We start from the raw sequence: 24,271 nt of genomic DNA, 5'->3' as shown, positions 1-24,271 counted from the left end.
TTCATCACCCTCGTTTCATGAGAATTTCGAGCCGGAGAACCGCTCCATGGTGACATGATTGCCATGGCTGATTCCTTCCGATTTCACAACCTTGAGAAACGTTAAAGCCAATATTTTCAAATCGAGAGCAAAACTGCGATGATCGACATACCACACGTCGAGCTTGAACTTCTCCTCCCACGAGATGCCGTTTCTGCCGTTCACTTGGGCCCAGCCGGTAATGCCGGGCCGCACGTCATGCCTTCTTGCCTGCTCCTGCGTATACAGCGGCAAATAATCCATGAGCAGCGGTCGCGGGCCGACCAGGCTCAGGTCGCCCTTGAGCACATTGACGAGCTGCAAAAGCTCATCCAGACTGTATTTGCGCAAAAACTGGCCGAACGGGGTAAGCCGGATCGAGTCCGACAGCAAATTCCCTTCGCTGTCTTTCGCATCGGTCATCGTCCTGAATTTGTACAGCATAAAGGGCTTGCCGTGCAATCCGGGACGCTTCTGCCGAAAGACGACGGGAGAGCCGAGCTTCCATCGGACCAATACTGCAACGATCCCGATCAAGAGCGATAAAGACACCAACAGCACTGCAGCTGTTATCACATCCAACATTCGTTTCATATCACACCGGACTCCTGCTTTCTTAAACTGAACGGCGGCATTCCTCATTCAAGAAATATCTCCGTTCGAATAGGCAAAAACCCCGCCGCTTCTTCCGTAGCTGCGAGGTTGTTCTTTAATGCCGATACCGGACAATAAGCTGCCGTCTTCCGCATAGCCGTTCGGATTATTCGATTGCCAGCGCCAGGAGTCGCGGCACATGTCCTCGATCGTCTTCTCGGCGATCCAGCCCAGCTCCCGCTTCGCCTTGGACGGATCGGCATAGCAGATGCCGATGTCTCCCGGCCGGCGCTCGGCGATCTTGTAAGGGATTCGGCAGCCGGTGACCGTCTCGAAGGCCGAGACGATCTCCAGCACGCTGTAGCCCCGCCCCGTTCCAAGGTTATAGGCTTCTACGCCGGGCGTGTTCACGATCCTGTCCAGCGCCTTCAAGTGTCCGCGGGCCAGATCGACGACATGAATATAATCGCGCACCCCCGTGCCGTCCGCCGTCGGATAATCGCTGCCGAACACGCGAAGCTCCTTCAGCCTGCCGGCCGCCACCTGAGTTATGTAAGGCATCAGATTATTCGGCGTCCCGTTAGGATCTTCTCCGATTCGGCCGCTCTCATGCGCGCCTATCGGATTGAAATACCGGAGCAGCGCAATGCCCCATCCGTTATCGGAAGCGTGCAGGTCGCGCAGCATTTCCTCTATCATCAGCTTGGTCCGGCCGTAAGGATTGGTTGCGCTCAGAGGCAAATCTTCCCGGATCGGAACCCGCTCCTGCAATCCGTATACGGTGGCCGATGAGCTGAACACGATCTTCTTGACCCCGTATTTCTCCATCACCTTGCACAGGACAAGCGTCCCCGTTATGTTATTGTGATAGTACCAGAGCGGCAGCTGCACCGATTCTCCGACCGACTTATGACCGGCGAAATGGACGACGGCTTCGATCTTATTTTGCGCAAATATTTTCATCAGCTCTTCCTGGTCCAATAAATCCGCCTTGTAGAACCTGAAGTTTCTTCCCGTCAATTCCCTTACTCTTCTAAGCGACTCGGGCCTGCTGTTCGCCAGGTTATCTACGACAACGATGTCGTAGCCGGCACTCAGCAGCTCCACGCAAGTGTGGCTTCCGATATAACCGGAACCGCCTGTGACGAGTATTGCCATCCGGATCATACCTCCCTGTTATGGTTCATAGTCAGTTAACATTCTATCAGCTCGTAAAACTTGTTCAGTTCATCCTGATACCGATTTTGCTCGTAAGAAAGCTGCACCGTGAGCTTATCCCGCAGTTCCTTGGAACGAACGAGCTTGGTGATCCCTTCCGCGAGGCCCTGAGCATGTGCAGGTACAACGATTCCCGTTTCTCCATCCGTGATTTGCTGCTTGAACGACGGTATATCCGTCACAACAATGGGACGCTGCAGCGCAATAGCTTCCTCGACGGCGATACAGTGAGCCTCCGTTTTGGACGGTTGAACATAGATATCGGCCCCTTTGACATACGGATACGGATTTTGCTTTTCGCCCATCAATATAAAATGCCGTTCCAAGCCGAGCCTCTTCAGACGCTCTTCCAGCTCCCCCTGCAGCCCCCCGGTACCGATCATATACCACCTTATCGGATAGCCCTCGGATACAATCAGCGAGCATGCCTCAAGCGCAAGCATGACTCCTTTTTCATCGCACAGTCTGGCTACCGTCGCTACCCGCGTGCCTTGAAACCCGTCGTTATAGACAGGCTCCTCCGACAGCCTTTGTACCGTCGCATTGGATACTCGATTATGGATCACGCGGATTTTGTCCGAATGCTCCGGAAAGAAGGATTCGAGCGATCGGCGGGCCGAATCGGCTACGGTAACAATATAATCGCTGGTCACGAAGCTTTTTCTCTCCAATCGCGGACACGGCCAGCCTTGTGTCTGGCTGTAAGCGTAATCCATATGGTTATACATAATTTTTTTGTCCGCATGCACTTTCTCGGCAACGTAATAGTTGCAGAAGAAGTCGAGGTAGCTAATCGCAGCGTCATACCGGGACTTTAGCTTCGGAAGGAAGCGGCGATACACCTCCCACCTCGCGCCGACCCCCTTGCCCTTGCTGAGTTTGCCCGCAAACGATCCCAGCAGCTTTCCGGCGGCTAACGATACTCGCCCTTCCGTTATCATTCGGGGGAAAGCCTCGCGCAAAGGCATCGAATAGTACGGAAATAACGGAGGAAGTACATTCACTTGCGGCGGAATCATCGTAAACAATGCTCCGCTATGATCGAACAATAGCAAATCCACTTCATATTTCCGGTAGTCGAGGCTTTCCAGAAGCGTGATTAAGCTTTTTTCCGCTCCCCCCGTATGGAGATACTGAAGAACAAACAACAGTTTTTTCTTCAATGTTCAAACCTTCCCTTCAAAGATCAAGATGATCACATCCTGTTTACGATACCCCTTAGCTTGGAGATCATCGCAGGACCCATAAGCTTGCTTACGCTTTTCTTAACGCGGCTTCTCCAGCGAACATGGGCGGGAAGCCACGATTTGGCAAAATGGTGGATCGTATAGCTGTCATCCGTTATATAGTTGGCGCCGTTGATGTAGTCATACGGGCAAAAATAAGTGCGGGGATATAAAGCTACCCCATTGCGCAGCACTTGATACTGGTTGTTGAGAACAAGCCCGTTGTTCAAACAATGATCTGTAATTACCCTCGTATTCGTCGTCAAATCCAATGAACCGTCCGGCTGCAAAAAGCGGATATCCTTGTAATGATCCAGCAGCTCTTGGATCCACGGATGTCCTTGCACGGCTCCCATAATTCCCGTAGGAACGTGCTGCTCGTCTTCAAAGCCGGAAAAAGCCTCATGGTGCCGAAACCGGTCCAGAGACTTTAAAACCTCGACGTCCGTATCCATATAAATGCCGCCATGATGATACAGCGCGTAAAGCCTGACATAATCGCTGACAAAAGCATACTTGCCGGCTTCGTACGCTTGCTTAACGTACAGGTTGGAAGCGATGTCGAAATTATCCTCATTCCATTCGACGATTTCATACGGCTTCAGATGCTTCGCCCAGCTTTTCATGCAATTGACGATAATTTGATTCTTCTTCCCTTTACCGAACCAGCAATAATGTATGACGCGGGGAATTTCCGCCTTGCCGCTATTCAACTCCTCAGCCCCTTTCCGAGCTTGCTTCATTTCAAATAATCGCTGCTATAGTACATATGTAAAGAGATCACATTTTCGTAATAAAAATAGCCGAAGTAAAGCACGACAATGGAATAATAAATAAATTTTTGTTCCCTTTTGACAAAGAGATGCACAATCCAGGAAAGCAGGATCAAATTATATAAGCCGAAATAAACGATAAACCTGGCAAATATCCAGTTCTGAGTCGCAATGACCATGAATACGACGCCGAGAATACACATATTTACGATATAATCTAATCGGGGGTCCATTTGCCGCAGTTTGTCCCGCCCCAAGAAGGCAAATACGACAGGCACCGCTTGAACGGCAAGCCTGATGACGTTGGCCCCGCCTTCTTGAAAATCTTTATAATTGCTGTACTGAGTGTCTTGAATCGCGGAAAATAACAGATTCGAAAACTGGCCGTACCCCATGGCCAAAAAAACGGCGGAGAAAAGCAATGCGAAGCTTGCCCCTGTCCATGCTTTTCTTCTGACGATAAAGTAGATCGGGATCAGAATAAACGCACTCTGATGAATCGTCGACGCGAACAAAACGACGCAAATATATTTTTTCCAATTGCCTTCATAGATGTATTTGGTAGCGGCGAACACGATAGCCCCGGCCATAAACTGTCTAATGCCGTTCATCGATACGGTATAAAGCCCGCAAGCTATATACAAATAAACGCTCAATTCAAACAGCTTCGAATATCGGTAGAGAACCCATATGATCAGAACATTGGTTATTAACGCCGTAGAAAATACGAGAATTTGCGGATTATCGGAAATTTGTTTTAAACCCATTTGAAACAAACCGAAACCGATATCTTTGTTCGCCCGGATAGTCTCCCAAGTAAAGTTATTGAGGCGATACGAGTACATATAGTAGTACGTGTCGCCAATGTTATTACGCAGCCCGGAGACCAGAACCAGCGTTGCTACTGCGAAAAAAGCCAGCAAAATGTTCGGCTTCAACGCCTTGACGGAGGAGGGCTTCACGAACCACCTGGAGCACAAGCTAAAGATGTAGGCAAGTGCTATATTCACATATAAAACCGCCACATACCTCATTCCCTTCAATTTAAGCGGCATGCACCTACAGATGATTTTTGATTATGGCGGATTTGCCCGTCTTTTGGATGTAAGCATACAGCGCCAACCCGAAGGGAACCGCCAGCAGTGTCGTCCATTTGTACGGCGATTCCAAGAGGAATCGGTAATTGCGGATCATCAGATTCCCAGATACGTAATGTATCATCTCCCGCAGTCGATCCTTATAGGTCGGAGCGAATTTCATTGCAACCTGGCGAAAAAATAAGAAACCTCTCGGGTTTCGACGATATTGATGGATCATATTCATGCTGGACCCGTCGGCCAAATATTCTACAAAGCATACGATCTCATTCATAATGAGCAGCGGGCACTCTTGATCGATAAGGACGTATTTATAGCTCAACGGGCAATATTTTTCACCGGGAAAAATCGGATACGGAGGACATTTGCGCGTCAGCTCCGAACGATACACCAATTTCTTATCCCCTTTGACCTTGTGAACGGCATACAAGCCGGACAGCGTCGAGGCCTCGATATGATCCGGCATTCTGGTTCCGATCATGGTCCCGTCCACAGAAGCGTCCAGCGCCACAATACCCGCATACTTCGCGCTGCCGTGGCTGCGCCAGAAGGAGACGATCTTCTCGACCGCGTCGTCCGCCATGTAGTCGTCCGAATCGATGCAAACATTAAGCTCCGTGTCGATCAGTTCGTAGGCGGTGTTATGCGCTCCGTGCATGCCTTGATTTTCCTGGTAATGGTAGCGAATCGGCACGCTTCCTTCATCAATCCAGCTCTGCACCAGCTCCCGCGTCGAATCCGAGGAGCCGTCGTCGATAATGAGCCAGACGAAGTCTCTGCTGGTCTGCCTCTTCAAGCTTTCATAGCATAAATGAAGCGTGTACGCGCGGTTGTAGGTCGGCGTAAATACGGTTAATGTCGGAGACATGCTCTATCTATCCCCCCACATGTTTCAAATAATAATCGGCAAGCCATTTGGTCATCGACGCGGCGTCGTACCCGCGAGAACGCAGCAGCTCCGAGGTATCCGCATGCTCGTAGGACGAGGCAAGAATGCGTGAAGCCCAAGCCTCCGGCGATGCCTTCAGACTGAGGAACTGCACGCGCCCCGTCACATCCGTATCCCGCGTGATCGCATCGGAGGCGAAGCATCGCAGTCCGGCGGCCTGGGCCTCGACCATAACGACGGGCAAGCCTTCGAATAACGAAGGGAACAAGAAGCAGTCCATCCCCTGCATCAGATCGGCGACATCTTCCCTGACGCCGAGAAACCTGACTGCCTGCGAGAGTCCAAGCTCAGCTGCCTTTCTCTCGATGGCCGGGCGCAGATAACCGTCCCCTGCCATGACGAGCATCGAATCAGGCCGCTGCCGGTGTACCTCTTGAAAAATATCGAGCAGATACCCGTGATTTTTCTGTTTATTGAATCGGCCGATATGCCCGATTACCAGCTTGCCGCCGGCCTGCAGTTCCCCTCTAATGCGATCGCGGACGGAGGCGTCGAATTGGAACTGCTCGACATGAACGGCATTATTCAAAACCGTAATGCCCTCCGAAGATGTGATGTCTTTGCCGAACAGCCATTGGCCGGCGTTGCGGGAGCAGGCGAAATATTGATTCGGATTATCCTTCATTGCATACCGCGCGTATAAGCGAAACGGCAGCTTCAAATCCAGCCCGAGATCGCTTAAATGACTGTGAGCTATGCGGCAAGGAACGCCGGCCCGCTTCGCAGCGCGAAGTACAAAGCTGCTGTTCTCGTTGATGTGCGAGTGAACGACGCGGTATTCCGAATGCTCGGCGAAGAACGCATCCAATCGCTTAAAATACAACCTGTAATTGCCGGGCTTGATCTGCGGCATCCGAAAGATGCGTCCTCCCAGCTTCATAATTTCTTCATCGTAATGGCCTTGTTCCTCGCGATGCACCATAAAATCGAATTGGATGCGGCTGCGGTCCATTTGCCGGTAATAGTTCATGAGCATCGTTTCCAGCCCGCCCCGGTTCATAATGGTAGCCACTTGAAGCACTCGGATCGCGTTCAGCGCCGATCCCCCCTATCTTGCTATTTTTCTCAGCCGCTCCACGGCTAACAGCATCAAGTAATAGCCGATTGCGAAGCGGAATTTGGCGAAGGAATAAAAGATTCTCCATACATGCGAACAGCGGCCGGTCTCGAACTGACTGAACGATTGCCGGATTCTCCGATCGCGCAAAATCGCCGACAGCTTCTGAACCTTCTTGTACGCCGGGGCTTTATTGCCGGGGCTTATCGTATTCAAGCCGAGTCCCAGCGTATTCAGGCAGATCCGGTTATGCAGCGCCTGCCGGTATTCGGAGGGGAGCCCGTTCGCTTCGATAAAATCTTCCATAAACTGATAGAGGCTGAACCATTGTTCCTTCAAATCCGGCTTATAGCCGGTGGTGACGGAGCTGTCGTTCACCCTCCAATAATGGTAAAAAGGTTTATTGATAAACACGAATTTGCGCGCATGATAGCAAGCGTGAATATTAAACAGCGAATCTTCATTCGTTCCGACGATCTTAAGGTCGACGAACGAGAGCCCGTTCCGCTGAAGCAGATCGGCGCGGTACAGCTTGGACCACACCGTGCCCCATGCATCCAGTAGCTCGGGGCTCGCGATCTCTTCGTTCAGCGGACCGATCAGACGTCTAAGAAGATGGTCGCGCACCTCCTGTCCGTCGTAGCTGACCTTCTCGGGAAGCTGGAACATCTTCTCCTTGGCATGGGTGCCGAACTCGCGGATGTACGTGCACATCACGATGTCGGCATCCTCGCTGACTGCCTGTTCGTACAAGGTCTCATACATGTGCCCGTCGACCCAATCGTCGGGATCGACGAAGCCGATGAACTCCCCGGAAGCCGCCCTCATCCCTTCATTGCGAGCGGAGGAGACGCCGCCGTTCTTCTTGTGAATCGCGATAATTCGCTTGTCCTGCCGGGCATAACGATCGAGAATATGTCCGGAGCGGTCGGTGGAGCCGTCGTTTACCGCGATAATCTCGATAGCGGTCAGCGTTTGCGTCAGCAGCGCATCCAGACAGCGCTCCAAATAAGCTTCCATATTATATATAGGCACCACTATACTTACTTTTGGTTTCATCTCCGCCCTCCAGAAAGTAATGGGCATAAATGCCGGTTAATTCTACCCCGACCCGCTCCAGCGAATAGTGGCGCATCCGGTCTCTGCTCTCGCGTCCCATCCGCTCGCGCAGCGCGCGGGATTGGCTCAGCTGCGCGATTCGCTCGGCGCACTGCCGCTCATCCAGTCCCCGGATTACGTAGCCGCTCAGGCCGTCGGCGATCAGCTCGGAGTGACCGCGGTTTTCCGTCGCTATGACGGGCAGCCCGCAGGCCATGGCCTCCATAATATTGACGGGCAGCCCTTCCCTCAGACTGGAAGCGACGGCCGCGTCGCATAGCGGCAGCAGCTCGGCGATATCGCTGCGGTAGCCGAGAAACTCGACCTGCCGTTCTACGCCCAGCTCTCTCGCCAGGTTGGCGCATGCTTCCTTGAGCTCGCCTTCTCCGGCCAGCAGCAGACGAGCCCGGGGGGCGTCGCTGCCGGCCAAGGCTAACGCCCGGATCAGCCACTGCTGATTTTTATTGCGGTTGAACTCCGCCGCATAAAACATCAGGAAGTCGTCCGGGGCGTAACCCAGCTTCGCCCGCGCTTCCTGCCTCGCCTGATCGCCGAGCGGCCGGAACCGCTCCAAGTCGACTCCGACGCCATGTACGCGATCCACGCGTCCCGCCTTGAACCGCCGTTCCACAGCCAGCCTGTGATCTTCTTCGTTAATGGTGATCAGGCGGTCCGTATAGCGGGACAGCATCTTCTCGATCGGATAGTAAACGAGCCAGTTCAAGAGCGGTGCCCCCTTGCAAAAATGAAACCCGTGTGCGGTATACAGCACTCGGGTTCCGCGCCTGCGCGCCCCGCGCGCAGCCAGCCGGGCCAGCACGCCTCCCATCGGCGTGTGGCAGTGAACCAGCTCATAATTGTTATCGTCGATAATAGATTTCAGCTTGGCGTATACGTCGATATTGCCCAGCTTGAACGGAGAACGCCGAAACGGTATGTCGAATTTCTTATCCGTATAGGGGAGCTCCAGCTTCCCGCTGGCGGCAACATGAACCTCCCACCCTTGCTCCTGGAACCACTTCATATAGGGAAGATGAAACGCTTGGAAATGATAGTCCACCGTTGCGCAGAACAGCACTTTTTTTGCCATATGCGTCACCTATTTAATCAGCTCTTTTTCCATCACTTTGGACATATAGTCCAGCAGTTCGTACCGCAGATCGTCACGCTGCAGCGCAAATTCGATCGTCGTCTGAATAAAGCCCAGCTTCTCGCCGACATCGTGGCGGGTGCCGTGAAACTCATAGGCGTATACCGCTTCCCGCCTATTCAGCTCGGCGATGCCGTCGGTCAGCTGAATTTCGGACCCTGCGCCCGGCGCCTGATCGTGCAAAATCTCGAATATGCGAGGACTTAATATGTAGCGGCCCATGATCGCCAGATTCGACGGCGCATTCTCCCGCGACGGCTTCTCGACCAGATGCTTCACCTTGTAGAAGCGCTCATCCATCGGATTGCCGTCGACGATCCCGTAGCGCGACACTTCCGCATCGGACACATGCTTCACCCCGATGATCGAGGAACGGTAATGATCGTACAGCTCGATCATCTGCTTCAAGCACGGCTTCGGAGCGCGGACGATATCGTCGCCGAGCAGGACGGCGAACGGTTCGTCTCCGATGAACTTGCGCGCGCACCAGATCGCGTGCCCCAGGCCTTTAGGCTCCTTTTGCCGGATATAGTGAATGTCGACCATGTTGGTAGACTTCTGAACCTCGCTCAGCAGATCGAACTTCTGCTTCTCCAGCAGATTTTGCTCCAATTCGAAGGAGCTGTCGAAATGGTCTTCAATCGCCCGTTTGCCTTTGCCCGTCACAATAATAATATCCTCAATCCCGGATTCCACCGCTTCTTCGACGATATATTGAATGGTCGGCTTATCGACGATAGGCAGCATCTCTTTAGGCATCGCCTTCGTGGCGGGAAGAAATCGGGTGCCGAGCCCGGCGGCCGGTATAATCGCTTTTCTAACTTTCATCGTCATAACACTCCTTTTTAACCAATGGATATTAATTTTTTGGACATCGGAATCACCTTGTTGCTGTTCGCCAAGTCGAGCAGCCGCTCTCTTAGCTTCGCTTTATCCAAAGTAGAGTAAACCGATATCATATCTCTGATCTCATCCATGTACAGATCGGCCGTCTTGCCGATATAAATTTTCGGATATACTTGCTGTTCTTCGATCTCGTTCGCCTTCAACAGCTCCTCAAACAGCTTCTCCCCCGGACGGACGCCGGTAAATTCGATGCCGATATCTTCCACGGAATGGCCGGACAGCTTGATTAAGTTTTTGGCCAAATCGACGATCTTTACCGGCTCTCCCATGTCCAGCACGAAGATTTCTCCGCCCCGGGCCAGCGCGCCGGCTTGAATGACAAGCCGCGACGCTTCCGGTATCGTCATGAAATAGCGGATCATGTCGGGATGCGTGACGGACACCGGCCCGCCCTTTTCAATCTGCTGCTTGAAGCGCGGGATGACGCTGCCCCGGCTCCCGAGCACATTGCCGAAGCGAACGGCGACGAACCGGGTTTCGCTAATTTTGTCCATGTGCTGGATGATCATTTCGGCCATCCGCTTGGTTGCGCCCATAACGCTGGTCGGGTTGACCGCCTTGTCGGTAGAAATCATCACGAACGTATTGACTCCGTATTTGCTTGCCGCCTTGGCGACGTTCATCGTTCCGATCACATTGTTCTTGACCGCTTCCTCCGGGTTTTTCTCCATCAGCGGCACATGCTTATGGGCGGCGGCGTGATACACGACGTTCGGGCGATGCTTGCTCATAATCGACATCATCTTCTTGCCGTCTTGAATATCTGCAATTTCCGTAATGAACTCGATCGATGTATGCTCGCATAGATCCTTCAATTCCATCTCGATGGAATAAATGCTGTTCTCCCCGTGTCCGAGCAAAACAAGCTTTAGCGGATTGAACTTCGTAATCTGCCGGCAAATTTCCGACCCGATCGAGCCCCCGGCTCCTGTGACGAGCACAACCTTGCCGGTTATGTAATCGGAGATGCTGTCGATATCGAGCTCAATCGGCTCCCGGCCCAGCAAATCCTCCACCTGAACGTCGCGGAACTGGTTGACGGACAGCTTGCCGGTCATCAGATCCTCCAGCCTCGGCAAAATTTGCGTCTTGGCTTTGGTTTTTGCGCATTCCTGGAAAATCGTGTTCAATCCTTTCCGGCCGAGCGAAGGAATCGCGATGATAATACTGTCGATCTGCAGCTCCTTGACGGCCCGCTCGATCTGATCGACGCCGCCGATGACCGGAATGCCCAAAATATCGAGCTGCTGAATCTTCACGTTGTCGTCGATAAAAGCGACCGGCTGCAGCTCCGCCTCCTGATTGTTCATCAGCTGGCGGACGACCATCGTCCCCGCCGAGCCGGCGCCGATAATGAGCGTGCGCTTCTTATTCGCAGCTTGCGGGATGTACGAATCCCTGAACAGCCGCCAGCAAAAGCGCGAGCCGCCGATCAGCAGCATGTGCAGCATCCAGGTCACCGCGAGCAGCCGGAAGTAAATATCCTGAACGATAATTTCCTGAATCAAGGCGGCGGCGATAATCGAGAACGTCACGGCCTTGAAGATGCAGAGCAGTTCGCCGATACTGGCATACTGCCAGGCTTTCTTATAAAGCTTGTAAACCATCGCAAACGCATGGTGGCTGAGCAGCAGCGTAATGGCACTAACGACAAGGGGAAACGTGACAACATGGAGATCCGCGCTGAGCAAAAACCGGCTGAAAAAGATAGCGCTGAGCACAATGCACGAATCGACGATAATGAGCAACGATAATCTTTGACGGTATGACAAAAAGCTCACCCTCTCAATAAAGTTCTTAAGTATACGGCCTTTGGAACAAAGACCATATATTTAAACCCTTTAATGAAATGCAGGGCATCTAACCCTTCCTCACGCCACACCCTTGACGACTGGCGTCTAAGGTTGCCATTAACCCACAGCATGGCCGAGTGCCTCCATCGATAACGGCAAGGAGACATCGCCGGAACTTGGTACATTCCTTTACATGTTCTTTATAAAGAACACTTTAGCAAAAAAAAATATTCTCTATTAGGAAATGCCGCCATCAGCGGCTTGAAAAACGGGACAAGCGGTAGTTCTCTTGTAGTAGGTCCTAAGAGGCGATTATCGGGTACAATGGCATAGAATTTTCCGCTATTTCAAAGAATTCCGTCGAAAAATTCTTTATAAAGAACAAATTTGGTAAAAAAGAACGTCGAGACTGTTGGGTTCATCGACAATATATTTATTGTAGTTCTTTATAAAGAATTTGTCAACCCTCCCGCCTTATGAATTTCCCGAGCTTACTTCGGGATGCGCCGTCCTTCTCCCCCTCTTAAGCAGCTTCGGCACGAGTCCGGACGCAATGCCCCATACATATTGAAATTCATCCGTTTTATAGAACAGCATTACATAAATCAAGTTCGGTATTGTCAGACATACAATGGCCTTCAGCATGAATCCCGTGATCGTACCGCCGGGAATCCAGCCGCATAACAGATAGGTCGCATAACAAGCGGCCGCCCCGATTCCCGCATAGCCCAAATAGCGAGCATAGTAATGGAACAAAGGCCTTTGGAACACTTTCTTGTACACGAGATACGGCGTCGTCCAGAACGGAACCAATACGGCGCTGATTAACGTTCCGATGAACACCCCGGCAATCCCTATCGATTGAACCAGCCAGAGCGAGAAGCCCAGATTGATCGCGGCCTGCGCCAAAGGGGCATACCGGTCCTCATGGAAGATGCCTGCCGTCGTCTTGACCGTGCTGATCGAATTTCTCATCCCTCTCTCATAGAACGTCACCATCAGAACAATGAGCACAAGCTGCCCCATGAGAAACTTCGGGCCGATCCACAGCGTAATGAACGGTTCAATAAGCACGTACATGCCTATCGCGCAAAAGGAATACAGCCAGAAATTAAGCAGCATAGTCACCTTGTAGACGCTGTAAATTTTATCCTTGCTCTCCTTGGCCACCAAATTGCCGATGCTGTGATACAGATTGTTGAATACTTGGTTGACGAACGTACGACATATGTCGATCAGCATATTGTAATTCGAATACAGCCCTACCGCGGCTATACTGACATAAGTCGAGATGATGATATTGTCCGTTCCGAAGATCAGATATGTGCCGACATTTTGCAGGACGATCGCTTTAACATTTTTGAAAATGCTGCTTTTGGTAACCGCATCCAGCACGTCGTTCACTTTATTTTTCAAATACGGATACATTTTATCGACGATGACCGAGAGAATGATGCTGTTGGCAATCGTGATGAAGCTGTCTATAACCAAATACAAAATATAATTTTGCGTATAGTACAAAATGCCGATTCTAAGGCCGGCCGACACGATAGATGAGACGGAATACAGGCCGGTTACAATATATCCTTTTTGCTGAACGCTCAAGAACGAGTTTTTATGCTGGTAAAAATAAGGGGCGACCGTATTGATCAAAAATACGAGATAGATCAGGTGAACATGCTCCACACTCGAGTCTTTGACGAAATGCGGGAGAAACGGCATCAGCGACAATCCCAGCAGCGACACAATGATAGCTATGATCCAATACGCCTTTTTATACAGCTTCATCAGCAGAATGATTTTATGTTGGTCCTGATCCGCCACCGGTTTGTACAGATTATAAATAATGCTGGAACCGATCCCCGCTTCTGCGAGCGAGAGCATAGACAGGATGTTCGTGAAGAGCCCGTTCACCCCCAAGTAATCCAAGCCCAGCGTATGGATAAACACCGTTCTGGAAAAAAAGCTGAGCAGCGTAATGATGAGCTGGTTGCCGAGCCCTACCGATATGTTGATGATCGAGTTTTTTGTTCGCATCATTTTCCCCATTATTTAAAGATTAGACCACATAGCCAATATCGTTGATTAGTTCTTCATACATTTTGCGTTTTTTTCCGCTGAAATCCGGCCGCCGATCGTGAAGTCTCGATCATACACTGTTTTCTTTTCCAAGAGCTCGTTATTTTTACGCGCATATTCCTCTACTGTGCAGATGAACTTGGCCGGAGCACCGCCAACGATGACCTCTGGAGGCACAGACTTGGTAACAATACTGCCTGCAGCGACAATACATCCCCGCCCTAGAGTAACTCCGGGCATGATTAGAGCGCGAGCTCCTATAAATACATCGTCCTCTACTGTGATGCTGCCGACTTTGGTATACTGGTTCAACTGCTTAGTGCTTGCATCATGAGTCAACAGATAAGCGTAGGGAGCAATCGTGACATTATCGCCGATACGGATCAACCAGCAGTGCGAATAATCGAACACCACTCCAGGCTGAATCGAACAGTTTCGGCCTACTTTCATCCCCATCCGGATGTAGTCCTCCAGCCAAAACTCCTCCAATAAATACTTGCGAATGCGCGCCCTCATGAAACAAATGATCTTCTTTAACATTGAATTCATCACAACCTTAAGAACCGATATGAACGGAATTCACTAGCCTTATACAAAAACCTTGCGTAAACGGCAATATGTTAAAAAGCATCGAATAAACTCCGATATCCTTCGTATCGCCTTGCGAGAAATCGACGGCCCCGTTTCGGCGGGTTGCCTTCATAAGATAACGAACGGCGCGGTCTGCGCTTTCCAAGCAGCCCGCCGATATATCCTCAATCTTGGAAGCCTGCTGCATAAACCAGCCCAGTGTCGCGGTCGTTGAAGAATCGGCTCTACATTCTTGACGCGTTACTGTCCAGCTCCAATTTCCGTCGGCTTGCTGGAACGCCATCGCGGCGACGGCGAATTTGCGTACACTGTTTTCCAGCGTCTTCTTGGCCTTATGCCCTGCGGGAAGCTCATTCCAGGCATCGACAAGCCCGATGGCGAACCAGCCGAGCCCGCGCCCCCAGCCGTACAATCCGAGAGGCAGCTTGTTATCGATTTGATAAGCGTGGCTGGGGATATGATGCCCTTCCAGCATGCCGTGCTTTTCATAAGATAAAATTTGCTTGACAGCCAAATCCACGCAAGCTTCCTGGCGGTAACGAAGACCGTAGCAAACGAGAAACGGGCAGATGAAACCGATCGTATCAACATACCGATAGTTAGGCATAAATTTGCGGTAAGCCACCGTGCCGTCCGTTCCTAGATGATCGCGAATAAGTTCCCATGTCGTCTCGAGCGCCTTCTTGTAATGATCAGTATTGATGAAATCGAGCTTCATAACGGCATAAGCCAAAATGGCCGCGTCCACTTGCTCGGGCTTTTCCACCCACTCGCCATCACGGTCAAACTTGGAGGCCAAAAACTTCTCAATTTCCCGCTTTACTTCCTGATCGCCGCTTCGCTTCACATACTCGGCCAGACCCATGAGCAGGGAAGCTTCCTGCCAATGCTGAATAGAGTTCTTCGAATAGTTGCCCTTCAGCATATCGATAGCGACCAGTCTCGTATTATCAGTCACTTTAATTTGAGGAGTATGATTGAGCCATTGAATTCCGACGTTCGTGATCGAGCGGCTCCATAGTTGCTTGTCTTGGAATCTTCCAATATGAATCCGGCTCAGCCAATCTTTGAAGATAGGGACAATGTCGATCAATATGACCACAATGATGAGAGCAAACAGCAGTAGACATACGATGAGAGGTATCACAGAATCTGTCCTTTCTACCTTGCTTATTTTTTTGAGTCAAATAACGCATACAGCTTTTCGATTTCCGTTTCGGTGCCAAGCGGCTCCTTCTCTAAATTAACCGACAATTGCCGTCGCAACGAAGCATCTTCCAATAGCGCCTTGATTCCTTGAGCGATGGACCGGGCATCCATCTCTACGATCAATCCGTTATGTCTGTCGGTGATCTGATCCTTTGCCGTACTGAAATTGGTGACAACAATTGGCTTATGCAAAATTTTGGCTTCGTCTATCGCGATGGATTTCCCCTCAAATCTGGAAGGCTGCACGTAAATATCGGCCTCTCTGATATAAGGATACGGATTTTCCTTCACTCCAAGCAGGTGAAACCGGTCTTGAAGCCCATTTTCGCTAATCATTCGCTCAAGTGTTTTCCGCTCCTCTCCTTCCCCAATGACATACCATTGTACAGGATATCCTCCTTCTACAAGCTCCTTGCAGGTTTGTACGGCCATTTCAAAGCCCTTCTGATAATTTAGTCGGCCGATGGAAACCAGCTTTATCGCGGAATCCTTCTTGATTGGCGGCGTTTGCCCGACGGGCGAATCGGGTATCGTGTTTGCGGCGTTCCAGTCCGCATCTTCCATAGCCAAATTTCGAATCGCTGCCGGCGATACGATATTATGCATGACTTCTACCTTGTGCGCATACTTCGGAAACCGCTTCTTCAAAATAGTGCCGCATTCCCCGGACACCGTAACTAGATGATCGAGCTTATCGAAGTAGGTCTTATCATAGGAAGGGTCCATGCCCAAGCGGTCATAATCATTGTGAATAAAGCCGATTTTTTTACGTGCCTTCACTTTGTCAATACAGAAATAAATCGGATTTTTTTCCAGGTAGCCTATGGCAATATCGTAGACCTGATCTATGCTTTTCAACGATTTCGACAGATACTTCCACACTCTCTGCTCACATCGAACGCTGTTTTTTTCCGTTTTATAGATAACACCCGCCCGCAGTCTGAATGAAGCAATGTTAATCCTGCCCCGTTTTAAGCAGTTGAGCACCGCTTTGCGAATCGGCATATCGTAATACTGATATTCTTGCGGTTCTCCCAGTAGCTTCACCGCTGCCGGTATTTTGCTCATAAAAATTCCCGAGTGCCTGAGCAAATACAGATCGACCTCATACAAGGAGTAATCGATCGTCTCGAGCAGCGAAATCAGCGCTTTTTCCGCGCCTCCGCATTGCAAATTGTTCATGACAAACAATATCTTCTGCTTCATCGTTTCCTCCTGCAACTTGATGATAGAAATCGGAGCAGATCGCTTCCGTACTAAGTCAACAATTGATAAAACTTTTCTATCTCTCCCTCGGTGCCTAACGCCGTTCGGGATAAGTTATAGATTAATCTCGTTCTTAACTGCTTATCGTTAATGAGTATTTCAATACCTTCCGCTATCGCCTCCGCGTTCATGTCTACAATGAGCCCATCGACGCCGTCGCTGATCTGATCCCTAGCCGTACTGAAATTAGTAACCAGAATAGGTTTGTTTAGTATTTTGGCCTCGTCGATCGCAATGGACTTGCCTTCAAACTTGGAAGTTTGCGCGTAAATATCAGCCTGCTTAATATAGGGATAAGGATTCGACCTTAAACCCAGCAATCGAACGTAATCGCATAAATCGTATTCTTGAATTAAATGCTCCAGTCGTCCTCTCTCTTCCCCCTCCCCTATAATATTCCATTTAATGCGATATCCCCGGTCAACCAGTTTCCTGCATGACTCAATGGCCATATCGAAGCCTTTCTGGTCGTGAAGCCTTCCCACGGAGACGATGATCGTTTCATCTTTGTTTTTTTGATATACATCCGTTTTCGATTGGTTGGCCAGAGAGATGATAGATTCGGGAGATACGATATTATATATTACCTCCACCTTATGTTGTTGATCGGGAAATCGTCTTTTTAATACGTTGGCACACTCTTCCGACACCGTTACGATACGGTCCAGTTGCTTGTAATAATGGTGATCGAACCGCGAATCCATTCCCATTTGATCATAATCCGTATGAACCCACCCTATTTTTTGATGCGCATTCACTTTATCGACGCAAAAGTAGATGGATGTTTTCTCCATAAACCCTATAGCCGCATCATAAGTTTTAGGCAGCCGGTCTAAAAATGAAGCCATGTGCCTCCAGCTGTACTGTTCTCTTTGTGATATGTTGCGCTTGCCTCTATTACTCAAAGTAAATGCTATTCGATGAAACGCAAGTGCAATATACCCTTGCCGCAACAGCTTCCGGAACGCCTTAAGCATAGGCAGCCTGAACTCATGATACACTCCCGTTAAAGGCAGCAGCTCAACCTTCTCCGGGATCAGTTCCATAAACAGGCCGTTATGATCCAACAGAAACAAATCGACATTGTATTGTTGGAAATCAATTTGATTCAGCAGAGTTACCAGGCTTTTTTCCCCGCCGCCGGACATTAGGCTCGGCATAATAAATAGCAGATTTTTTTTCATACTCCACCTCAACGGCTCTGAACCAGCTTGCCAAGATGTTCAACGGCTTTATAAGACATTTTTTTTATGTGCGGAATCGATGTTTGCAGCCGCTGCCTCAATTCTCGCTCTTCCCGGATCATCTCGTCGAATTTTGCTTTAAGAAGGACACCGTCTGATATTTCCTTAATTCCGAGCACCAGCTTTTCCTCACCGAAAATATCTTTGGAAATCCCCTTGGATTTGATGCTGTATCCCAATACCATCGTTGGAACGAAATTGGAATAAGCCGCTATAGTAGCATGAGTTCTTGCGCCGACAAAAAATCTCATTCTCGAAATATAGCCCTTATACTGAACGGCATTTAAATCTCCCGGCAGCAAAATCACTCGGTCTGTAGCTCGGAATTCCTCATAATACTGCCGAAGCATCTCATAATCGTTATTGCCCCCCTCCATTACATGCGGAGTCAGCGCGATGGTCATATCGGTCGTGGTCAGTATATGGCTAATCAGCTCCCGCACTGCTTGCTGAGATTGAACGTTGCGTTTCCATACAAGCGGACTAAAGTTTAGACCGACCGTATTGCCATCCTGCCAACCCGACGGCAGTTCCAGCTCTTCTTTCTCCATCGTAAAAGCCGGATCGGCGCATAATTGAACGTTAGTCAGCCCTTTCTGAACCAGCATATTATAGGTCAGCGTCTCCCGAGCCAAGATAAGGTCGAATCGCTTTAAATCCTCAAGTTTCTTTTCCGACATATCCTCCTCACCGATTGAGCAGCCCCATAACACCAATTTTTTCCCCGATGCTTTGACTCTCCGGTTAATCTCATACCACCCCGGTTGTTCCCCGTAGCAGTAATTGTCTCCGCCAATCGATAAACAGACATCCATGCCGGGAATATGTCTAACAATGTTATCGTGAATTTTCCCGAGCGCATACGTTTCATCCTGAAACAGCTTCATTTTAACGGCGGAAACAAACCAGTCATAGGAATATTTACGGATGCCTTGGGCAGATCCGTCATAAATGCCGTCCAATTTGGTGATGATCTGATCGGTCTCGGGCTTGCCGGACGCCAAGTATACTTTCGCATCGCGGATTCGCTCTTTAATCAGACTTGTTGAGGACCTCACTATGGCCTCGCAGCCTCTGTTCAAGCTTCCGCCATGAGCAAACATCATAATCTTCATTTTCCTTATTCCTCCCGTTAATTAGCCAGATCATTCACGATATCACTCTATTTATTCGCCGCGCTTCTCAATTTGCTATAAGACGTGATGCAGTAGAGACTTATCGCCGATCTCCCGCGTATTGCCTCCAACAGCCACCGGTCGTAGCGTCCCAATTTCCCGGCTTTTTCATCGGCGTAAAAAGCCAGCGCTTCTTGCACATGCGGATTCGCTATCATCCGGCTGACATAAGCGAACCTGGCCTTAAAACTCACTTTTTGCGCAGCTTGGAAATAAAGGTAAACATACGACATGACACTATGGATAAGCCGAGCCGCTTTCAGCTTACGGATTTCTTCCCTGCCCAGTGGAATAGCTTTCATCTCGGGGACATCCGTGAGATAAACTTCCAAAGCACGCTGGAAGTAATCCTTGCCGATGATATCTCTTGTCGCGCTGCCATCTACCTCTCGGTAATGATAGCCGCAGTAATCGAGATATACGGCGCTGGAAGCATGACAAAATACCCGCATATTAAAAATTCCGTCTTCCCCAAGCGCTACCTTATCCGGAAAAGCAGCGCCGCAATCCTGTATAAGTTCGTTCCTATACAGTTTGTTCCACACAGAGTTTAATTGATCGGATCTTAAAAAATAAGGAAGTATTTCCCTTCTGACAAACTCCCGGTCAAGCAGCCGGTTTGTGAGAAAGGGAAATCGGGTCTGTACCCAGTGTCCCTCGATCTCTGTTTCAAAGTTTGAAATTACAACATCGCTTGCGTACTGTTTGGCCGCTTTGTATAGAACGGCCATCATATCGGGTTCGATATAATCATCCGCATCAACAAACCCGACATATTCGCCGGACGCAGCCCGCAGACCCGTGTTGCGTGCAGCACTAACACCTTGGTTATCCTGCCGGACGAGCTTGATTCTCCTATCCTGCCGAGCGTAATTCTCGATCACGCTTACGCTCTGATCGGTAGAGCCGTCGTTAATAAACAGAAACTCGCATTCCTGAAGCGACTGCTTCATTAGGGATTCGATGCATTCGGCCAAGTAACGCTCAGCATTATAAACGGGTATAATCACGCTGACCTTCGTCTCCATTCCTTCCCTCCATTCTCCAACTAGACAGTCAGTTGCTCCCAGTCGTTATTCCTAGCTTCCGGCATCATCTGATTGCGCAGCAAATGCGCGAACAGCTTGCCCCGCTCCTTGGACAGCTGCGTGAAGCCGCCCTGCTGAACGATCTTGCCCTGATCGAGCACGATAACTTGGTCGGCGTTGCGAATGGTCGACAGGCGATGCGCGATAACGACGATCGTCATCTTGCCCTTGAGCCTCTCCAGCGCCTCCTGAATCAGAGCTTCGTTCTCGGCGTCCAGCGCGCTGGTCGCTTCATCCAGCACGAGAATCGAAGGGCGGCGCAGGATCGCTCTCGCAAGCACAAGCCGCTGGCGTTCCCCTCCCGACAGCCGCACTCCCCGGTCTCCGATCAGCGTATCCAGCCCTTGGGGCAGCCGCCTGACGAATTCGTCCGCAGCCGCGAATTCCAGCGCCTCCCAGAGCTGGCGTTCCGACGCTTCAGGATCGATCAGAAGCAGGTTCTCTCTGATGCTGCCGCCGAACAGCAGCGGGTCCTGCGGCACGTAGCCGACGGCCTTCCTGAGACGCTGCAGAAGACGGCCGCTTAAGGGAATCCCGTCAACCAGCACTTGCCCTTCTTCGGGCCGCAGCAGCCCCATCAGCATATCGATCAAGGTGCTTTTCCCTGCGCCCGACCGTCCGATCACCGCCGTCATCCGCATAGCCGGAATGTGCAGATCGATCTGCTCCAATGCATGTACCGGCTCCTGCCGGTTATAGCGGAAGCTGACGCCGCGGCATTCCAGGCCGCGTTCCACGGCAAGCGGCGCGACGTCCTCCGGCGCAAGCTCGCCGTCCCGGATTTCTCTCGACGCCCGGCACTGCTCTTGAAGCTGCAGCAGCGAAGCAAACGCGGGAAGGGCCGAAGCGATCTGCTCCAGATTGGACTGGATGCCGGTGAAGCGCGGCCACAGCCGCGAGAAGATCATCATGATGAGCAGCAATTGCCCCCCCTGCGTATGAAACAGATAGATCGATAAATAAACGAACGCTACTATGATCAGTGCGGAGGCCGCCTTATAGTACAGCTGAGAGTCGGAACGCAGCTTGGCGTGTTCGTACCTCTCCACGCCGATTCGTTCGCACCACTCTGCAAGCCAACGGTTGCGGGATTCCTCCAGCATATTGCTCTTAATATCTTTAATTCCGTTAAAATGGTCCGTAATTCCGGCAATATAGCTTCTGGCCAGCTCCGACGTTTGGCCGCCGAGCGTTCTCGATCTCCGGATCAGCACGCGGGAGAAAAATGCGAGCAGCAGGCCGCAGCCTATCACGAACAGGGTCAGTTTGGCCGACAGCCAAAAGGCGATGGCGATCTGGATGAGGGTAAACACCAACGATGCCACAAACTGTAAAAATACGTATGTGCCGTTCGTCACCCGTCCAAGCTCATCGGTCATCGCATGGATAAAATCCGACTTTCTCCGTTTAATAAAGAAGTCCCAGTCGGCCTGCAACAAAGAACGATACGTTTCCATCCGGACGTGGTTGATAAACCCGGTGTGGATTCGAATATCTCTGAGGCTTAAATTGCGCTGGATTAAGGCCTGCCCGATCACGAGCGCGGCATAAATCCCCAGCACGACGAGCAGGCTGAGCGGGCCCGGCAGCTCCTTCAACCAGTCCAGGCTGCTCGCCCAAGGGATACTTCCGGCGTTGATCTGGAGGATGCCGATTAGGCTCAGCAGCGGAATCAGCAGGAACATGCCTATTCCGTCGAGAAAGCTGACAAACATCATCCCGAGCAAATTGACAAATAAAATATTGCCGGCGTAGGCATGCATTTTACGGGCAAAGTACAGCATCTGCTTCATTTTATTCCGCTCCTCGCTACGATAAGGCGTACTTTCTTTGTTTTTCTCCAAGCCCATAAAAAAGGACGCAGAGGGAAATAAAGAAAATGCAAAGCTTTGGGCAGCGTCAGCGTCTCCGCGTCTTGCGGGTACGGATACAAGAAGCTCATCATGAACAGCAGTTTGGTCTGACAGGACATAAGCGAGAACAGATGGCGTTTATGATAACGGGATACGTCTTCCGGCAAAGGCTCGGAGTGCAAGTTGATCATTTGCCCGACATAATAGAGCGCTCCTTGTGCGAGGCTCCGCGCTCGCCGTCCCTTCGACCATCGGCGGCAAGATTCGTTTAGCGGCGTATGCAGCAGCTGCGAGGATAAGATCCATGCCTGCGCCGCAATATGCGAATACCGATACTTGACCAGCAGCCCGCGCAGCTTGTTATCATCCAGCGGCTGCAGGCACAGCTGATGGATATCCGTCAGCCACCGCAGGCGGGACCACCCGTGGCGCGCGCCGTGGGAGACCAGAAACAGGAATAAATCCTCTCTCCCTAAATAGTAAACGGGATGCCGGGTAATCGCGCTGAGTCTCTTTCTTTGCCATAAGGAATGGAAGCCGGGTTCGGTTCCGGGGCCAGGGCCGAGCCGCCAATGAAGCTCAATCTTGATTCCTATTTGCCTGTGAAAGAAGGTGATATGATGATGTCTCCACTTCCAGTCGCTAAGTACGGTTTGGATGTACTCGTCTTTGATATAACCGAGCCGGACGAGCAGCTGCTCCGCCCGATCCAGATCGTCAATCGGAACGAGCAGATCGAGGTCCCCGCATGTGCGAAGCGACAGATCGCCGTATAGATCGGCCGCCAGAACGGGTCCCTTCAATACTAGCGTGCGAATGTTCGCTTCGCCGAGCGTTCTGCAGATTTGCTCCATTTCCCCGCTCAGCTGCAGCATCCGGAATATGTTTTGCTGATAATCGGCGCGCAGCGCCTGCATCACATGCGCGGGAATCGCGCTTATTCCGGCCTGCTGCAGCTTATGGTACAGGGAAGGATAGACCCGGTGATGTCTTGCCAGCTGCAGAAACAAGTCCCAGTCGATCCCGGCCGCTTGCAGCTTATCGCCCGCTTCCCCGCCCAGCAGGGCAAGCATGAGGTTCAGCTCCTCGGGGAAAGACGCCGTATCCAAACGAAAATCAGTACTCATTGTATTCACCTTCATTTTCCTTTATCGCTTATCCGTTTGGCGAATTTCCCGACTACCCGGAACCGCCCCATTTCTTCCGCTCCTGTAATATAGTAAGGGCCGCTGCGCAGCCAGGCATGGGCGATCAGCTTGCCCGCTTCATCCTTGGCCGTTCCCAGATACAGCGTGCTCTCGATACGGCGCCTCTCCAGCATCTTCAAAGCGGCGATCGCCCTGACGAGGCATTTGCTCTCCCAGAACGTATGCCGGCTCATAATCTGAACCGCGTCGTAAACGACCCTTAACCGTCCTTCTTGTTCCGAAAGCCTCGTCTCGGGAGTCTCTTCCATCGCCTCGCCGAGCGAAGGCGTTATTTCGGCAAACGGCCGTGACACGAGAAAGCGCGCCCAGCCTAAATATACATAAGCTTCGATAAAAGCAAGCATTGTTTTCCAATCTAAAGAAAGCCAATTTCTAGCTTTGCGTATTACGCCCACTGAATTAATCCTTCCTCCAGCAAATGCTGCAGAAACGATACGACCTGATGCTCGCAATCGTCCCGCTCCACTTCATATTGCCGCATGAGCGAATCTACGATACGCTCTACCTCGGCCGGCTGCGCCAGCTGCTCCCAGATGTCGCCTCCGACTTCGCCCAAGTTGTAATACTTGCTGTTATGAATGCTCAGCATCACTTTCTCCCCGTCCATGTCGCTGACGATATTTCCCGCTCCTTGCACAAAACGATCGGTTAAAGCAATACTCTGATTTGGAATCATGCT

22 protein-coding genes are annotated in these 24,271 nt (G+C 50.9%); all 22 read right to left on the bottom strand.

Annotation, left to right across the window (positions count from 1 at the left end):
* Positions 1–15: 15 nt before the first annotated feature.
* Positions 16–612, bottom strand: a complete 597-nt coding sequence (locus tag N0M98_RS12755; RefSeq protein WP_259618097.1) for a sugar transferase — start codon at positions 610–612, stop codon at positions 16–18.
* Positions 613–660: 48 nt separating this feature from the next.
* The gene (gene galE, locus N0M98_RS12750) at positions 661–1,770 is read right to left on the bottom strand and encodes a UDP-glucose 4-epimerase GalE (RefSeq protein ID WP_259618096.1); all 1,110 of its coding nucleotides are present in this window, start codon (positions 1,768–1,770) and stop codon (positions 661–663) included.
* A 35-nt stretch (positions 1,771–1,805) separates the two neighbouring features.
* Entirely contained in the window at positions 1,806–2,993 is a 1,188-nt protein-coding gene (locus N0M98_RS12745; RefSeq protein ID WP_259618095.1) for a glycosyltransferase, read from the bottom strand.
* A 32-nt stretch (positions 2,994–3,025) separates the two neighbouring features.
* Positions 3,026–3,769: a glycosyltransferase family 32 protein gene (locus N0M98_RS12740; protein ID WP_259618094.1), complete on the bottom strand. Its 744-nt coding sequence runs from the start codon at positions 3,767–3,769 to the stop codon at positions 3,026–3,028.
* A gap of 26 nt (positions 3,770–3,795) precedes the next feature.
* The gene (locus tag N0M98_RS12735) at positions 3,796–4,854 is read right to left on the bottom strand and encodes an EpsG family protein (RefSeq protein WP_259618093.1); all 1,059 of its coding nucleotides are present in this window, start codon (positions 4,852–4,854) and stop codon (positions 3,796–3,798) included.
* Between the two features lie 34 nt (positions 4,855–4,888).
* A complete protein-coding gene (locus N0M98_RS12730; protein ID WP_249861304.1) occupies positions 4,889–5,794 on the bottom strand; it encodes a glycosyltransferase family 2 protein in 906 nt (301 codons plus the stop codon).
* Between the two features lie 7 nt (positions 5,795–5,801).
* On the bottom strand, positions 5,802–6,887 hold the full coding sequence (locus N0M98_RS12725) for a glycosyltransferase family 1 protein (RefSeq protein ID WP_249861303.1): 1,086 nt from the start codon (positions 6,885–6,887) through the stop codon (positions 5,802–5,804).
* A 36-nt stretch (positions 6,888–6,923) separates the two neighbouring features.
* Positions 6,924–7,991 (bottom strand): glycosyltransferase, encoded by a 1,068-nt coding sequence (locus N0M98_RS12720; protein WP_259618092.1) that lies wholly within the window; start codon positions 7,989–7,991, stop codon positions 6,924–6,926.
* Positions 7,954–9,120, bottom strand: coding sequence for a glycosyltransferase family 4 protein (locus N0M98_RS12715; RefSeq protein WP_249861301.1), 1,167 nt, complete (start codon positions 9,118–9,120; stop codon positions 7,954–7,956). Before N0M98_RS12715 ends, N0M98_RS12720 begins: the two co-directional genes overlap by 38 nt.
* Before the next feature lie 9 nt (positions 9,121–9,129).
* A complete protein-coding gene (galU, locus tag N0M98_RS12710) occupies positions 9,130–10,008 on the bottom strand; it encodes a UTP--glucose-1-phosphate uridylyltransferase GalU (protein WP_283942784.1) in 879 nt (292 codons plus the stop codon).
* A 17-nt stretch (positions 10,009–10,025) separates the two neighbouring features.
* Entirely contained in the window at positions 10,026–11,858 is a 1,833-nt protein-coding gene (locus N0M98_RS12705) for a polysaccharide biosynthesis protein (protein WP_283942783.1), read from the bottom strand.
* Positions 11,859–12,353: 495 nt separating this feature from the next.
* Positions 12,354–13,916: a lipopolysaccharide biosynthesis protein gene (locus N0M98_RS12700; protein ID WP_259618108.1), complete on the bottom strand. Its 1,563-nt coding sequence runs from the start codon at positions 13,914–13,916 to the stop codon at positions 12,354–12,356.
* Positions 13,917–13,964: 48 nt separating this feature from the next.
* On the bottom strand, positions 13,965–14,498 hold the full coding sequence (locus N0M98_RS12695) for an acyltransferase (protein ID WP_259618091.1): 534 nt from the start codon (positions 14,496–14,498) through the stop codon (positions 13,965–13,967).
* Between the two features lie 16 nt (positions 14,499–14,514).
* Entirely contained in the window at positions 14,515–15,696 is a 1,182-nt protein-coding gene (locus tag N0M98_RS12690) for a glycoside hydrolase family 88 protein (protein WP_259618090.1), read from the bottom strand.
* Between the two features lie 23 nt (positions 15,697–15,719).
* The gene (locus N0M98_RS12685) at positions 15,720–16,964 is read right to left on the bottom strand and encodes a glycosyltransferase (protein ID WP_249861296.1); all 1,245 of its coding nucleotides are present in this window, start codon (positions 16,962–16,964) and stop codon (positions 15,720–15,722) included.
* 50 nt (positions 16,965–17,014) lie between these two features.
* Positions 17,015–18,208 carry a glycosyltransferase gene (locus tag N0M98_RS12680; protein WP_249861295.1) on the bottom strand — a complete coding sequence of 398 codons (1,194 nt, stop codon included), beginning with the start codon at positions 18,206–18,208 and terminating at the stop codon, positions 17,015–17,017.
* 8 nt (positions 18,209–18,216) lie between these two features.
* Positions 18,217–19,383, bottom strand: a complete 1,167-nt coding sequence (locus N0M98_RS12675; RefSeq protein ID WP_259618089.1) for a polysaccharide pyruvyl transferase family protein — start codon at positions 19,381–19,383, stop codon at positions 18,217–18,219.
* 47 nt (positions 19,384–19,430) lie between these two features.
* Positions 19,431–20,471 (bottom strand): glycosyltransferase family 2 protein, encoded by a 1,041-nt coding sequence (locus tag N0M98_RS12670; RefSeq protein WP_259618088.1) that lies wholly within the window; start codon positions 20,469–20,471, stop codon positions 19,431–19,433.
* Positions 20,472–20,491: 20 nt separating this feature from the next.
* The gene (locus N0M98_RS12665) at positions 20,492–22,324 is read right to left on the bottom strand and encodes an ABC transporter ATP-binding protein (RefSeq protein ID WP_259618087.1); all 1,833 of its coding nucleotides are present in this window, start codon (positions 22,322–22,324) and stop codon (positions 20,492–20,494) included.
* Positions 22,321–23,511 carry a nucleotidyltransferase domain-containing protein gene (locus N0M98_RS12660; protein ID WP_375295481.1) on the bottom strand — a complete coding sequence of 397 codons (1,191 nt, stop codon included), beginning with the start codon at positions 23,509–23,511 and terminating at the stop codon, positions 22,321–22,323. The genes N0M98_RS12665 and N0M98_RS12660 overlap by 4 nt, the downstream gene beginning before the upstream one ends.
* An 11-nt stretch (positions 23,512–23,522) precedes the next feature.
* Entirely contained in the window at positions 23,523–23,987 is a 465-nt protein-coding gene (locus tag N0M98_RS12655; protein ID WP_259618086.1) for a lasso peptide biosynthesis B2 protein, read from the bottom strand.
* Positions 23,978–24,268 carry a lasso peptide biosynthesis PqqD family chaperone gene (locus N0M98_RS12650; protein ID WP_249861289.1) on the bottom strand — a complete coding sequence of 97 codons (291 nt, stop codon included), beginning with the start codon at positions 24,266–24,268 and terminating at the stop codon, positions 23,978–23,980. Before N0M98_RS12650 ends, N0M98_RS12655 begins: the two co-directional genes overlap by 10 nt.
* Between the last annotated feature and the right edge of the window lie 3 nt (positions 24,269–24,271).

Origin of the sequence: Paenibacillus doosanensis, assembly GCF_025060755.1 — a bacterium.
In the GTDB taxonomy this organism is placed as follows: domain Bacteria; phylum Bacillota; class Bacilli; order Paenibacillales; family NBRC-103111; genus Paenibacillus_S; species Paenibacillus_S doosanensis.
The sequence above is the reverse complement of the archived record's forward strand: the minus strand, read 5'-3'. Positions and strand labels throughout refer to the sequence as shown.